The sequence below is a fragment of the Pedobacter roseus genome, assembly GCF_014395225.1.
Lineage (GTDB): Bacteria > Bacteroidota > Bacteroidia > Sphingobacteriales > Sphingobacteriaceae > Pedobacter > Pedobacter roseus.
The window spans coordinates 3,117,071-3,132,542 of the sequence record NZ_CP060723.1 but is presented as its reverse complement, the minus strand read 5'-3'; the positions used below and the strand labels follow the sequence as shown (position 1 = coordinate 3,132,542).

The following is a 15,472-nucleotide window of genomic DNA, read 5'->3' as shown; positions in this document are numbered from 1 at the left end:
TGTCAGCCAAGCTCAATATTTAAGCAATTTTATCTTTGGGCTTTTATTTTCGCCTTATTTTCGTATCTTTGCCTGGCAAATAATAAATCCTAATTTATTTGCTATGCAACTCGATTCCACAAAATTTATTGCCACAGGTTTAACTTACGACGACGTACTATTAGTACCCGCATATTCCGAAATTCTGCCCCGTGAAGTAAATACATCCACTTTTTTAACCAAAAAAATCAAACTTAATGTTCCGTTGATTTCTGCCGCAATGGATACTGTAACAGAGGCCGAGCTTGCCATTGCAATTGCACAAAATGGTGGTATCGGGATGTTGCATAAAAACATGACTATAGACAGACAAGCTGCTGAAGTACGTAAAGTAAAACGTTCTGAAAGCGGTATGATCCAGGATCCTGTTACTTTATTGGAAACCGCTGTTGTAGCCGATGCTTTCAAAATTATGAAAGAGCACAAAATTGGTGGTATTCCGGTGGTGAGCAGCGATAATAAATTGGTTGGTATTATTACAAACAGGGATTTACGTTTTCAGAAAGATATGAAGAGGCCAATTTCTGAGGTGATGACAAAAGATAATTTAATTATTGCACCAGAGGGTACTACTTTAGTCCAGGCTGAAGAGATTCTTCAGAACCATAAAATCGAGAAACTTCCGGTAGTAAGTAAAGACGGTTACCTAAGTGGTTTAATCACATTTAAAGATATTTCGAAAGTTAAAAATTATCCTGTAGCCTGTAAAGATGAGCGTGGTCGTTTACGTGTAGGTGCTGCCGTTGGCGTAACTGCCGATACCATTGAAAGGGTTGATGCTTTGGTTGCAGCGGGAGTTGATGTGATTACCATTGATACCGCTCACGGTCACTCAAAAGGGGTAGTTGATAAATTAAAAGAAGTAAAAGCTAAATATCCTGATTTACAGGTAATCGTTGGTAATATAGCTACGGGTGCTGCTGCAAAATTCCTGGCTGATGCTGGTGCTGATGCTGTTAAAGTGGGTATTGGTCCGGGTTCTATCTGTACCACCAGGATTATTGCTGGTGTTGGGGTTCCTCAATTATATGCAGTTTACGAATGTGCTAAAGCATTAAAAGGTACAGGTGTACCGGTTATTGCTGATGGTGGTATTAAACACACCGGCGATATTGCAAAGGCGATTGCTTCGGGTGCCAGTACGGTAATGGCAGGTTCGTTATTTGCAGGAGTAGAAGAATCACCAGGTGAAACCATTATCTACGAAGGACGTAAATTTAAATCTTACCGTGGTATGGGATCGATCGAAGCCATGGAGCAAGGTTCTAAAGACCGTTATTTCCAGGATGTAGAAGATGATATCAAAAAACTGGTTCCTGAAGGTATTGTTGGTCGCGTGCCATTTAAGGGTACCCTGGCAGAAGTAATGTACCAGTATATTGGTGGTTTACGTGCCAGTATGGGGTACTGTGGAGCAGCCAATATAGAAGCATTACAAGAAGCACAGTTTGTACAGATTACTGCTGCAGGCATGCGAGAAAGTCATCCACACGATATTACGATTACCAAAGAAGCGCCAAATTATACGAGATAAGATGCATATTCAAGCAATCTAATTGCGTAATGTTTTTAGCAAAATTTAAATTACAGCGGGGCGTCGGTTTACGATAGCCCCGTTTTTGTTTTAGCTCAAACCTCGCAGGTTTTCAAAACCTGCGAGGTCTAAAAAGAACTGCCAACTGATCTGGGCGTTCCCCAAGCTGCGCAAGGGTCGGGCTTTTTCAGGGCTGCGCTTCGCTCCGGTACCGATGAAAAATCGGTACTAAACCCTTACAATCCCTAACGCGAAAACCCACTGTTTTAAAATAAACCTCATAGATCTTCAAAACCTATAAGGTCTAATATTATAAAAATCACAAAATAAAATTTGGCAGCTAATATTTTTTAATATATTTGTCGACTAAATCCATAGGATTTATATGATAATTATGAAAACAAACCATAAATCACGCTCATATTGTTGTTTTAACCATTCTCAAACAGTTATCGGATATTTTCGAACGGGTCGTTAATCAACAATATTAAAACAAACTATACAAATAATCATGAACAAACGTTTACTCTTTTTCTTTTCATTTTTGCTTTCGGCAGGCATTGCTTTTGGCCAAAGCCCAATAACAGGTATTATAAAAAAGTCAAGTGGTGAGCCGGTACCACGCGCCACCATAAAAGTAAGGGGCACTAATATTACAGTAAGTGCCGATGATAACGGTGCTTTCAAAATCGACGCAAAACAAGAACCACCATTTTACCTTCAGGTAAGTTCGGTAGGGTACAAACCACAGGATTTTCAGATTTTAAGGTATCAGGATACGCCGATTGAACTGGTTTTGGTAGAAAGTGCCCTTTTAGACGAAATCGTGGTAACTTCACGCAGACGTTCGGAGGTTTTACAGGATGTGCCCATCCCGATTACGGTAATCGGTGGCCGAGCAGCAGAAAATGCTGGTGCTTTTAACGTTAACCGTTTAAAAGAATTAGTTCCTTCGGTACAGTTATATGCTTCGAACGCCAGAAACACGACATTAAATATCAGGGGATTGGGTTCAACCTTCGGTTTAACTAACGATGGTATCGATCCGGGCGTAGGTTTTTATGTAGATGGTGTTTACCATGCACGCCCGGCTGCAACTTCAACAGACTTTCTTGATATCGAGCAGATCGAAATTTTACGTGGTCCGCAAGGTACCTTATTTGGTAAAAATACCACTGCCGGTGCATTTAACATCACCACAAGCAAACCAACTTTAACGCCAAGTGCCAAAGTAGAACTAAGTGCAGGAAATTATAATTTCATCCAGGCCAAAACTTCAGTTTCTGGCGCCCTTGCAAAAGATCTTGCTGCAAAAATCTCCATTTCGGGTACACAACGCGATGGTACCATCTGGAATACCAGGGAAGAACGTAAATACAGCGGACAAAACAACCTTGGTTTTAAAAGTCAGTTATATTACACACCTTCTGATAAATTACAGGTATTGTTAAGTGGCGATGTGAGCATTCAGCATCCTGCAGGTTATCCATTGGTAATTGCAGGTGTAACTACGACTGAAAGAAGTGCTTACCGCCAGTATGCCAAAATTGTGTCTGATTTAGGCTATCAACAGCCGAAAATTGATCCTTTTTCAAGAGAAATTAATACCAATACGCCATGGAGGCATAATCAGTCTATTGGTGGTATCTCTTTAAACGTAGATTATAAAATAGGTAACGGAACGCTAACTTCAACTACTGCATGGAGATTCTGGAACTGGGATCCTACAAACGACAGGGATTTCTCGGAGTTAGCAGCATTAACTAAATCGCAGGGTACTTCACGTCACGATCAATACTCGCAGGAGATAAGGTATGCAGGAAACATAACCGATAAATTAAGTGGTGTAATAGGCGTGTATCTGTTGGGTCAGAATTTAAAAGGACTGGCACAAACAGAAGAAGTGGGTAAAGATCAGTGGAGATTTGTGCAAACCAGTAATACAGGTAGTCAGGCTTTATATTCAACACCAGGTTTATTGGATGGTTTCGGGATTAAAACCAACTCTACCATTAAATCTTTAAGTGCAGCTATTTTTGCACAGGTAGATTGGGAAGTGTTAAAGAATCTGCACGTTTTACCAGGTCTAAGATATACTTATGATAAAAAAGATGTTGATTACGACAGGGTAACTTATGGCGGTTTACAAACCACTGATGCGGCATTATTGGCGCTAAAAGCGGCTGTATATGCAAATCAGCAGTTTACAACCAAGGTAGATAACAACAATTTATCGGGTAACTTTACCGTGTCTTACCGTCCAACGCATAACTTAAATGTTTATGGAACTTTCTCTACCGCTTACAAACCGGTTGGTGTTAACGTAGGTGGTTTGCCAACTACCTCAACCGGAGCAGCCGATTTATCGTTAGCAGTGGTAAAACCAGAGTATGTTCAGCATTATGAGTTAGGCGCTAAAACAAAGCCGTTTAAAGGTGCAATTGTAAATCTTAGTTTATTTAATACTGATATCAAAGATTACCAAACCAATGTTCAATCACCACAACTGGGCGTAAACAGGGGCTACCTCTCAAATGCTGAAAAAGTAAGGGTAAAAGGATTGGAAATAGATGGAACTTACCAGTTAGAAAGGTTTTTAACCTTAAATGCTGCTTTGGCTTATTTAGATGGCAAATATGTGAAATTTACCAATGCACCACTTCCATTAGAAGAAACAGGGCATACCGAACTGGTAAATGGCGTAGCTACCCAGGTTGCATTTAAAGATGCTTCGGGTGGCAGATTACCAGGTGTATCAAAATGGAATATTTCTGGTGGTACAGAATTAAGTACAGCAGGAAAGCTGGCTACTAAAGAGGGCAGGTATTTTATTGCTGGTGATGCCAGTTACCGTTCAGAATATTCTTCAAATCCTACACCCTCAAGTGTATTAAATGTTAAAGGGTATGCCTTATTCAATGCAAGGTTGGGTTTCAAATCCGATAAGTTCTCACTATTTGTTTGGAGCAGAAACATTGCCAATAAAAACTACTATGAGCAATTACAGGCTGCGGCAGGTAACTCTGGCTTGTATGCTGGTGTACTAGGCGATCCAAGAACTTATGGCGCAACCATCCGTTATGCTTTCTAATATTTAAATTAATCTTTTCTCTCTTATATTTGGTTAGAAGGAGTGGTGTAATGCCGCTCCTTTTTTTATACTGGAAAAAAACTTAAATGTCCTCAGGTGGCTTAGGTAGTCAATATTGTTTAGAAAATCGGTGGGCTGGTTTTAATGGAGGCTGCAGTCCCGCTTTCCGTTTCAAGTCCTCGCTGCGCTGCGGGCTTTCTCTGCAATCAGGTTTATTTAACAAGGTTGGTGGTTCTTGGGAGGGAAAATAATGCATTCACCTTCTTCGGGTTATTACTTGTAATAAGTCCTGTAACAGCTTTGTGCAGAATTAAAATTTATAGAAAGCCGATAAAATCTTAACTTCGATAAATTTTAGACTAAATGAATAAGCTTAATTCGGTTTGTGTGTATTGTGGCTCAAACTTTAACGGCGATGTACAATTACGCAATGCAATAAAACAGTTGGCAGAAACATTAGTAAAACAGCAGATTAAGTTGGTTTACGGTGGTGGTAGTGTTGGGGTTATGGGTGTTTTGGCTAACGATGTACTGGAACTTGGCGGTTTGGTTACTGGTATCATTCCACAGTTTTTAATGGATAAAGAGGTCGGACATAAAGGGGTAACCGAAATGATCGTAACCGAAAATATGCACCAGAGAAAACAGAAAATGGCCGATTTAAGTGATGGATTTGTAGTTCTACCCGGCGGTTTTGGTACACTCGAAGAGTTTTTTGAAGTGCTTACCTGGTTGCAGCTTGGCCTGCACAATAAGCCAATTGGCGTGTTAAACGTAAATGGATTTTACGATCCGTTATTTGCCCAAATGGAAATGATGGTGCAGAGCAAATTTTTAAAACCTGCCAACCGCGACCTGGTTTTTAACGAAGCAGATGCCGAAATTTTAATCGATAAGATGGATAATTTCTCAGCCATTCCGGATGAAGTGTGGTTTAGGGAAAGGAATTTGAGTTAACTGCAGTTTAGCCAGTTGCCCATGGTTAATCGTTTAATGGCTAAAGATTAATAGTTCATAGTTTGATAGCTTGGATATATTAACCATGAACTATAAGACCATAAACTATCAACCAAGGCTATAACGAACACAATCTCAACATATAATCAATAACCCGCCATCCGCAAAACGTTTGGCGCATTAAAAAATATATTAAAAATGCAAATCATTACCTCCCACGCAGAATTTGAACAATACCTTGGCAAGGAATTAGGCGTTTCTTCATGGCACACCATTACTCAAGAACAAATTAACAAATTTGCCGACGCTACCTTAGACCATCAATGGATTCATATTGATGAAGAGCGGGCACAAAACGAAGGTCCATTTAAAGCTACTATTGCACACGGTTATTTAACCTTATCTTTAATTCCTTATTTATGGAAAGAAATAGTTGATATCCAGAACCTGAAAATGGAGATCAATTATGGTATTGAAAGTTTAAGGTTTGCACAAGCAGTTACCGTAAACAGTAAAGTAAGGTTAAAAGCTAAATTAGCTTCAATTATTAACCTGCGTGGCGTAACCAAGGTGAATATGGCTATCGAAATGGAAATTGAAGACCAGAAAAAGCCTGCATTTAATGGAGAAGTAGTTTTCTTATACCATTTTATCAATTAGTTATAATGCTGTAGCGTGTAGCTGATTTTTAACGTTTTTAATAAAAATAATGATTCAAATGAAAAAGATCAGCACATCGCTTAGTTTAATTTTAGTTAGTCTGGTTGTCCTTTCCTGTCAGAAAAAGAAAGTGGAAAACGCAGCTGCCGATTCATTTTTACCCATGCAGATCGGCAATTTATGGTATATGAATGCACAATCTTATACCGAGATTAAAGACACCGTTAGGATTAACAAAAAGCTTTTTTACCAATTTTATTCCCTGGTTGGTGGCGATGCAAGCAGCACGTTTTATTTGAGGATGGATGAGAACAACAAACTGATCGAAAGTTATCCAGACGATCCTACCAGGACCTATATCCGTGCTGATTTTAATGCCAAAATAGGAGAGAAGTTCTTTACTACAGGCGAAAAGGATGAAAACGATAATGAAGTAACTGTTGTTCAAAAATCAGATCAGGAAATGACCTTTTCGTTCGATCCTGTTTATCATCCCAATTTAAAAGGACATCCATCAGAAGTAAAATACATCAAAGGCAAAGGCTGGGCCGAAAAGTATCAAAAAATAAAGATTGACGGAGTAGTTTATCAGAAGTAGTTAAGCGTTTGGCGTTCGGCGGATTGCGTTAAGCGTTTTGCGGTTAGTGCATCTTATAATTTAAACTTCTCCATGTTCTCTGTGGTTTTTTCTCTGTGATCTTGGTGGTTAAAACAAAGGCGGTTAATAAAGCTTAGCGATCTTTGCAGCTTTACTCAGCGCACTTTGTGGTTAAAAAAGTTATGCATGCACGGAAAACAAGGAGATTTTTCACCTAATCTCAATGCTATGTCCTCTTTTCTCTATGAGCTTTGCGGTTAAACCGCGCCGTAGACCAGAAACCGATTTGGTCAATGCTGTTTTTCTAAAATTAAATTTAAATTGCCTCCATGAATATCGAATTCAATAAAAACGAGGATGTTAACAAACAGTTGGTTTACGAACTGAAAACCAAACTCAAAAAGATCCATCTTGGTGGAGGCGAAAAGAATGCCGCTAAGCAAAAAGAAAAAGGAAAACTTTTAGCCCGTGAGCGCATTGCCTATTTAATTGATAAAGATTCTGACTTTTTGGAGGTCGGGGCTTTTACTGCCGATGGGATGTATGCCGCGCAGGGTGGATGTCCATCTGCAGGGGTAGTATGCGGTATTGGCTATGTAAGTGGCAGACAATGTATGATTGTTGCCAACGATGCTACTGTAAAAGCTGGCGCGTGGTTCCCGATGACTGCTAAAAAGAACCTTCGTGCGCAGGAAATCGCCATGGAAAACCGTTTGCCTGTAATTTACCTGGTTGATAGTGCAGGGGTATACTTACCTATGCAGGATGAAATTTTTCCCGATAAAGAACACTTCGGACGGATGTTCCGCAACAACGCCATCATGTCGTCCGAAGGGATTGTGCAGATTTCGGCTATTATGGGGGCTTGTGTAGCTGGTGGTGCTTATTTGCCAATTATGAGCGATGAAGCCATGATTGTGGATAAAACCGGTTCGGTATTTTTAGCAGGTTCCTATCTTGTAAAATCGGCCATTGGCGAAGAAGTTGATAATGAAACTTTGGGCGGGGCAACCACACATTGCGAAATATCGGGTGTTACGGATTATAAACACCCTAACGATCAGGCCTGTTTAGATAGCATCAAAAACATCATGAGCATGCTGGGTGCACCAGAAAATGCCGGTTTCGATCGCATTGCGGCTGTTAAACCAAAAGAAAAGGAAGAAGAACTGTATGGTATCTTTCCCGAAAACAGGGATAAACCTTATGAGATGATGGACGTAATTAACCGTTTGGTTGATGGATCCGAATTTGAAGAATATAAAAAAGGTTATGGTCAGAGCATTATCTGCGGTTTAGGCCGTATAGATGGCTGGGCGGTAGGCATTGTAGCTAACCAGCGTAAAGTGGTAAAATCGAAAAAAGGGGAGATGCAGTTCGGCGGTGTAATTTATTCGGATAGTGCTGATAAAGCTTCGCGGTTTATCATGAACTGTAACCAGAAGAAAATTCCCCTGGTATTTTTACAGGATGTTACTGGTTTTATGGTGGGCAGCCGGTCAGAACATGGTGGTATAATAAAAGATGGTGCAAAAATGGTTAATGCCGTGGCGAATTCTGTAGTACCCAAATTTACCATTGTTTTGGGCAATTCTTACGGCGCCGGTAATTATGCCATGTGTGGCAAGGCCTACGATCCACGTTTGATTTATGCCTGGCCAACAGCTAAAATTGCCGTAATGGGTGGCTCACAGGCCGCGAAAACATTATTGCAGATTCAACAAGCCTCTTTAAAAGCAAAAGGAGAGGTGATTACGCCTGAAAAAGAAGCTGAACTATTAAAAGAAATTACCGATAAATATGATAGTCAAACTACACCTTATTATGCAGCAGCAAGGCTTTGGGTTGATGGGATTATCGATCCTTTGGAAACCAGGAAAGTAATTTCGATGGGGATCGAGGCCGCTAACCAATCGCCGATTACCAGAAAGTTTAACGTAGGGGTGATACAAACTTAGTAGCATAAGTGCTGGCAGATGTTACCATCTGACAATTCCTTTTATTTTCACCACCTAAGTCACCTGAATGCACCTTAGTTTAATGCTTGGCGCCAAACGCTATCCGCTTTTCGCCATGCACACCATGCTCCGCTGTTAATAAGTAAACTATGTTGACAATGTACGCTTGTTAACAATTGTTTAAAGCATTAAATTTGCACTACGATTAATGAATTTCAAACACACAATATAATGTCACAAGAAAACGAGCACGTTCAGTGTTTAATTATAGGTTCTGGTCCGGCAGGATATACTGCTGCAATTTATGCAGCCAGGGCTGATTTAAAACCAATTATGTATACTGGTATGCAAGCTGGCGGACAGCTTACGCAAACTACAGATGTAGAAAATTTCCCGGGTTATCCACAAGGCATTATGGGACCAGAAATGATGGAAGATTTTCGCAAACAGGCAGAGCGTTTTGGTACCGATATCCGTTTTGGTTATGTAAGTTCGGTTGATTTCTCTTCAACACCACATAAAGTTGTGGTTGATGAAATTAAAACCATCACTGCTGATACTGTAATTATTGCTACCGGTGCAACTGCCAAATGGCTGGGTTTACCAAGCGAGCAACAATATAATGGTTTTGGTGTTTCGGCATGTGCGGTTTGCGATGGTTTCTTTTTTAAAGGACAGGATGTTGCCATTGTAGGTGCTGGTGATACCGCTGCAGAAGAAGCAACGTATTTGGCTAAACTTTGTAAAACTGTGCATTTATTGGTGCGTAGGGATGAGTTTAGAGCCTCAAAAGCTATGGTGAGTCGTGTATTGGCTACTCCGAATATCATTGTACATTATAATACCGAAACCCAGGAAATTTTAGGTAACGGAAAAAATGTAACCGCCGTTAAAGTTTTAAACAATAAAACCGGTGTTGAAACAGATATCGCTGTTGAAGGTTTCTTTGTAGCCATTGGTCATAAGCCAAATACCGATATTTTTAAAGGTCAGTTGGATATGGATGAAACCGGTTACTTAGCTACCAAACCAGGTTCTACCTTAACCAATATCGAAGGCGTTTTTGCCTGTGGCGATGTGCAGGATATGTACTACCGTCAGGCAGTAACTGCTGCAGGTTCTGGTTGTATGGCTGCGCTTGATGCCGAAAGGTATTTGGCCGCTAAAGAGCATCCGGTAGAAGCTTAAGAATAATTTAAAATATTTTGAAAGAGAGAAATCAGCGATGGTTTCTCTTTTTTTGTGATTAATGTTTTGTGGAAAGCAATTGCAGTAGTGCTTTTTAATGTTAGTCCTGCTTTTCATTACAAGTCCGCACTCGTGCCTCGCTTGCGTGCTTTTCATTTCAATCAGGTTTATATACACAGATTTGTGCTACTATTGAAGTTATCATAGCATAGCGCCTGCTGTTTCTTCTGCAATTTGCAACCCCAAATAGTTCCATTGACTGTGCCGCCTAAACCCGATCAAAGCGGGATGCCCCGATTTTCCATCGGGAGCAGAAGCGGGAGCGGGACTATCGTAGCCTAAACATTACTGTACCTGATTTCCCAAAAAAAAAGTCGTCATCTCAACTGAAACGCAGTGGAATGGAGAGATCTACTAGCTTTGCTGAGCCTTCGGGTTCTCGGCTGCGTTGCACCCGATAGCTATCGGGTCCACTCTGAATGACGACCTCTTAAGATTAAGATTTATAGGCCTTACATAGTGCAGTCAAACGGTTGATTTGTATTGTAACAAAAATGTGGGATTTGGAATCTGCCCATAATCTCTATCTTGGTTTAAATAATCAAATAAATACTGTAAAAACCTAAACACACACATGAACAAAGCATTTTCGATTTTTATTGGAGTATTAATCAGTGCAAGTGCATTTGCACAAGGCGATCCTAATTTGGGGATCATCCCTGCACCCGTAGCCATTACCAGGGCAAACGGAAATTTCATTTTGGATAAAACAACTGTTTTGGTAAATCAGAGCATCGATGGCGCAAAAATGGCTGATTTGTTAAATGCTTTTATCGTTACCAAAGCAGGTTTCGCCTTAAGGGAAACCAAAACCCCTCAGGCTAACCAAAAAGCAGTCGTACTCACATCTGTTGGAGCAGATCAATTACCTGCCGAAGGTTATACCATTAAAGTTACCCCTACACAAATTGTTTTAACAGGAAAAGGCGCAGGGCTTTTTTACGCAGTACAATCGGCCATGCAGATGATGCCGGATAAAGTTGCTGATAAAATTACCATCCCTGCGGTTAACATTAACGATTATCCGCGTTTTAGCTACCGCGGAACTATGCTGGATGTTTCCCGCCATTTCTTTCCAATCTCTTTTATCAAAAAATATATCGATCAGCTGGCTTATTATAAAATTAATACTTTCCACTGGCATTTGACTGATGATCAGGGATGGAGACTGGAAATTAAAAAATATCCTAAACTTACTGAGATAGGTTCTTCACGTAATGGCAGTATTATTGGTAATTACCCCGGCAATGGCAATTACCTTACACCGGTTAAAGGTTTTTATACCCAGGATGAAGCCAAAGAAATTGTTAGATATGCTGCAGAGAAATACATTACCGTAATTCCGGAGATCGAATTGCCGGGCCATGCTTCTGCTGCAATTGCTGCATACCCTGAATTAAGCTGTTTCCCTAACCGGGATACTTTTGTAAGCGATAAAACACCATGGGCAGGTAGTAGAAAAGGCAAACAGGTACAACAAACCTGGGGTGTTTTTGACGATATTTTCGTGCCATCAGAAAATACTTTTACCATGCTGAATAATATCCTTGATGAGGTAATCGCTATTTTCCCGTCTAAATATATCCATATCGGTGGTGATGAAGCACCAAAAACCTATTGGAAAGAATCTACTTTCTGCCAGAATCTGATGAAAGAGAAAGGCCTGAAAGATGAACACGAATTACAGAGTTATTTTATCCAGACGATTGAAAAACATGTAAATGGCAAAGGACGTTCGATTATTGGCTGGGATGAGATTTTAGAAGGTGGTTTGGCGCCAAATGCAACCGTAATGAGCTGGAGAGGCGAAGACGGCGGAATTGCAGCTGCACAACAAAAACACGACGTAATTATGACCCCGGGATCGATGGGTTTATATATCGACCATAAACAATCTAACTCTCCTGATGAGCCGGTAACCATTGGTGGATTTGCCCCTTATCAAAAAATATACGCTTACGATCCGATTCCGAAAGTATTAACGGCCGATGAAAGGAAATACATTAAAGGGGTGCAGGCCAATATGTGGACCGAATATATTAAAACCACAGCTAAAGCCGAAAACCATGCATTCCCACGTATACTGGCACTGGCCGAAATTGCATGGTCACCGGTTGAACGTAAAGATTTAAAGAACTTCTCTGAGCAGCGATTACCGGTACATTTGGCGCGTTTAGATAAAATGGGGGTTAATTTTTGGGTGCCTACACCCATCGGACAAAGTGATAAACCTTTAACCGGTGGCGATTTTACCATCGATTTAAAAGCACCGGTAACCGGAGCGAAAATTTATTACACTATTGATTTGGCACGCCCATCAGAAAATGCATTTTTATACACTGCTCCATTTAAAATCACCGTTCCACAGGGAGAAAAAAGGGTTTTAAAAACCATTGTAATTGCACCAAGTGGCAGAAGAAGTGTAACTGCCGAAACGGTTTTAAACAACGGAGCACCTGAAGTTAAAGCGGAAGCGAAGAAATAAAATTTATTGCTTTGATAGGCTAAAATACTTAATTTGGGGCAACCAAAAATGAACCCAAATAGAATGAAACTACAAAAATATACATTACAGCACCTTTTGTTAATTACAGGGGTGCTGTTTTGTTTTGCTTGCACAGAAGAAAAACCTAAAGAAATTAAAATTGAAACGGTTAAAGTAGAAAAGAATCCTTTCCGCTTTTATAAAGATATAGAAGTAAAACCAGGATTAAATTTCGAAATTGTAAGCTGGGGAAAAGGAGTCGACTCAATTGGAGGGTACCAGATATTAATGTCTGATTCTATCCGCAACAATTACAGATCGGCTGCGGTAGACCGTAAAGGTATCATCACCGATGCATGGAATATGGATCTTGATAATGATGGCAATCCTGAGTTATACATTCAGTTGTTAAGCAAAAAGAATGTTTTAGATTTAAATGTGTTCGAGTATGCGGGAGGTGATTTCAATAAAATCGGTTTCCCATCTTTAAGTACAAACCAGAAAAAAGGTTATACAGGCAACGATAAATTTTTCATCAAAAACGGAGATCTTTTCCGCTCTTTTCCTGTAAAAGATGCAGCAGATAGCACTAAAACGATTAATAAAACCTATCAATATAAACTGAGTGGAAATAGTTTTTCTACGAGTGAAGTGAAGTAGGCATTCCTCGAAATCGTCATTTCGAGCGGACCCGATAGCTATCGGGTGCAACGCAGTCGAGAAATCTATCGAGACAGATCTCTCCGTTCCGCTGCGCTTCAGTCGAGATGACGGCACACTTTATGTGTCATCCCGGCGTAGTTGAGTAATCTTCATAGTTTAATTCAAATTAATGGACAATCAAAAATTTTCAATTATCGATCGCATCAGGAGCTTTAAATACGCATTTAATGGCTTAAAGCTATTTTTTATGAACGATCATAATGGGAGGGTTCATTTGTTTGCCGCAATAGTTGCCATTGGACTGTCTTTTTACCTCAAAATATCCAATTTGGAGTGGATCGCGATCTTATCGGTGATTTCTGCGGTTTTTGTCGCCGAAATCATCAATTCTGCCATCGAGAAACTGGCTGATGTGGTTTCGCCTGATTATCATCCAAAAATTAAGGTGGTAAAAGACCTCGCTGCAGCTGCGGTGCTTGTTGCTGCATTTTTAGCAGTGGCGGTTGGGGCCATTGTATTTATCCCGAAACTATTTTTGTAATTCGGCCATTGCCGCCCTTGATTCCTCAATTTTATCCTGAATAATCTCATCCCACCTGGCCTGCATTTTATGATTGCTGCCATGTTCGGTTTCATCGTCATAATTGCGTTGCATGGTATCAAAAAAACTGCTGATCTGGTTGGCCAGTTCGGAAATTTGAGCTTTGTAATTATTTACCGAATAATTCCGGTTTTTTAATACTCTTTCGGCCTCTAATAGTAAAACATACTGAATATTGGCATGTCCTTGCTCATGATGTAAAAGGCTTTCCCTGATTTCGGGATCCTTAATTTTATCCCATTTCACCCACGACCTGGTTTTATCGATACTAACATCGTTTTTTAGCTTAATTACTACGCGATTACGGTAAACCGTACTTTCATAACTGTATTTCCATGTCATGGCGGTTAAAGCAAAAAATGGCGAACGAGTATCAGCCTTTCCTTTAAAATGGGTTTCCCAATCCAGTTGTACCGGTTGATTGAGGTCTTGTTTAAAAGCAAAAGTGCAGGGCAAGGCAAGCAAAAACAATAAGGGTATAATCAGTTTTTTCATGTGTTGATTTTTACAACGAAAAAACCGTGCCTAAAATTATTCTGGTGTAGAAATCTGTCCGCTAATGCGTTCAAATTTCTCGATCAATAAAGCAATACGTTCTTTCTCCCTACTCATTACCGCTTTTCTTAATATGGTTGAGCAGAATATCATCCACAATGCAGTTAAACCTACAGCCAAAACTTTTTGAACCGTGTTAAAGTGCGACAGGATTTCTACAAAATAGAAGATAATGCCTAAAGAAAGTGCAATTACATAGAACCAGTACAGCGAGTTATATAGCTTGTAACGGTTTAATTGATAGGTTTTTAAGTTGTTAAGGTATTCGTGCGGATGCGCGGTAAAATCGGTTTTAGAAATCAGCCTGTAATCACGATAGAGTATAAGGGTATATACACCAATGGCAATAATCGTAATGCTGATGCCCACGTGGGTAGTCCACGATTCGAAGTGAAAAAATATCCATAAGGCCGCGATGGCAATAAATGAGGCCAACATCCCCAAAATGTTCAAAGCAGATTTTAGCTTTAATCCATTTACTTCTTTCTTCGCTTGCTGCAGCATTTCATCGGCAGAAACCTTAACTTCTACCTCGTGCTTTTGCCACAACTCCTGTATTTGATCAAACGCTTGCATACTGGCTATATAATTCTGTTAATTTTTGTTTAATTCGGTGAATTTTTACCCTTAAATTGCCTTCGCTTATCCCAGAGATATCGGCAATTTCGTGGTATGGCAACTCATCAAGCACCATGGTAATAATCAAACGGTCGTTTTCTTCAAGCTTCGATATACATTTATAAAGTAAGGCCACCTGTTCGTTTTTTTCTGAAAATTCCTCTACCTTATTTTCAATAATATTTTCTGTTAATTCGTCTTTAGCCTGCCTTTTTTCCGATCTCAAATACGTTAAACAGGTATTTACGGCAATTCTGTAAATCCATGTAGAGATTAAAGATTTGTTCCTGAACTTATCCAGGTTTTGCCAAACCTTTAAAAACGTTTCCTGCAAAAGATCATTTGCAGCGTCGGTATCGCCAGTATAACCATAACATAAATGGAATATCTTTTTGGAATTTGAATCAAAAATCTCTTTAAATAACTTGTCTTTTTGTTCCATTTAGGGATGATAGTTGCGTTTTA

Annotated in this window: 13 protein-coding genes; 10 read left to right on the top strand and 3 right to left on the bottom strand. The window is 39.9% G+C overall.

Translation table 11 applies throughout. From position 1 onward, the window contains the following. The first annotated feature begins 103 nt into the window (after window positions 1–103). The 10 genes from guaB to H9L23_RS12865 all read left to right on the top strand — a co-directional run bounded on the left by guaB (window position 104) and on the right by H9L23_RS12865 (window position 13,774). Window positions 104–1,573 (top strand): IMP dehydrogenase, encoded by a 1,470-nt coding sequence (gene guaB, locus H9L23_RS12910; RefSeq protein WP_187595338.1) that lies wholly within the window; start codon window positions 104–106, stop codon window positions 1,571–1,573. 511 nt (window positions 1,574–2,084) lie between these two features. Next, window positions 2,085–4,664: a TonB-dependent receptor gene (locus tag H9L23_RS12905; RefSeq protein WP_187595337.1), complete on the top strand. Its 2,580-nt coding sequence runs from the start codon at window positions 2,085–2,087 to the stop codon at window positions 4,662–4,664. 363 nt (window positions 4,665–5,027) lie between these two features. Then, window positions 5,028–5,621: an LOG family protein gene (locus H9L23_RS12900; RefSeq protein ID WP_187595336.1), complete on the top strand. Its 594-nt coding sequence runs from the start codon at window positions 5,028–5,030 to the stop codon at window positions 5,619–5,621. A gap of 198 nt (window positions 5,622–5,819) precedes the next feature. Next, entirely contained in the window at window positions 5,820–6,281 is a 462-nt protein-coding gene (locus tag H9L23_RS12895; RefSeq protein WP_187595335.1) for a MaoC family dehydratase, read from the top strand. Between the two features lie 58 nt (window positions 6,282–6,339). Beyond that, window positions 6,340–6,879 carry a hypothetical protein gene (locus H9L23_RS12890; RefSeq protein ID WP_187595334.1) on the top strand — a complete coding sequence of 180 codons (540 nt, stop codon included), beginning with the start codon at window positions 6,340–6,342 and terminating at the stop codon, window positions 6,877–6,879. Window positions 6,880–7,208: 329 nt separating this feature from the next. Then, the gene (locus H9L23_RS12885; RefSeq protein ID WP_187595333.1) at window positions 7,209–8,837 is read left to right on the top strand and encodes an acyl-CoA carboxylase subunit beta; all 1,629 of its coding nucleotides are present in this window, start codon (window positions 7,209–7,211) and stop codon (window positions 8,835–8,837) included. 231 nt (window positions 8,838–9,068) lie between these two features. Further along, window positions 9,069–10,025 (top strand): thioredoxin-disulfide reductase, encoded by a 957-nt coding sequence (gene trxB, locus H9L23_RS12880; protein WP_187595332.1) that lies wholly within the window; start codon window positions 9,069–9,071, stop codon window positions 10,023–10,025. Between the two features lie 634 nt (window positions 10,026–10,659). After that, complete coding sequence (locus tag H9L23_RS12875; protein ID WP_187595331.1) at window positions 10,660–12,570, top strand: beta-N-acetylhexosaminidase; 1,911 nt, start codon at window positions 10,660–10,662, stop codon at window positions 12,568–12,570. 63 nt (window positions 12,571–12,633) lie between these two features. Continuing rightward, a complete protein-coding gene (locus H9L23_RS12870) occupies window positions 12,634–13,230 on the top strand; it encodes a hypothetical protein (RefSeq protein ID WP_187595330.1) in 597 nt (198 codons plus the stop codon). Window positions 13,231–13,402: 172 nt separating this feature from the next. Then, a complete protein-coding gene (locus H9L23_RS12865; RefSeq protein ID WP_187595329.1) occupies window positions 13,403–13,774 on the top strand; it encodes a diacylglycerol kinase family protein in 372 nt (123 codons plus the stop codon). Here H9L23_RS12865 and H9L23_RS12860 read toward each other — a convergent pair. The 3 genes from H9L23_RS12860 to H9L23_RS12850 are packed head-to-tail and all read right to left on the bottom strand — an operon-like array spanning window position 13,763 to window position 15,449. Further along, window positions 13,763–14,329 carry a DUF922 domain-containing protein gene (locus H9L23_RS12860; protein ID WP_187595328.1) on the bottom strand — a complete coding sequence of 189 codons (567 nt, stop codon included), beginning with the start codon at window positions 14,327–14,329 and terminating at the stop codon, window positions 13,763–13,765. The genes H9L23_RS12865 and H9L23_RS12860 overlap by 12 nt on opposite strands. A 36-nt stretch (window positions 14,330–14,365) precedes the next feature. Then, a complete protein-coding gene (locus H9L23_RS12855; protein ID WP_187595327.1) occupies window positions 14,366–14,965 on the bottom strand; it encodes a hypothetical protein in 600 nt (199 codons plus the stop codon). Continuing rightward, entirely contained in the window at window positions 14,952–15,449 is a 498-nt protein-coding gene (locus tag H9L23_RS12850; RefSeq protein ID WP_187595326.1) for an RNA polymerase sigma factor, read from the bottom strand. Before H9L23_RS12850 ends, H9L23_RS12855 begins: the two co-directional genes overlap by 14 nt. Window positions 15,450–15,472 lie beyond the last annotated feature (23 nt).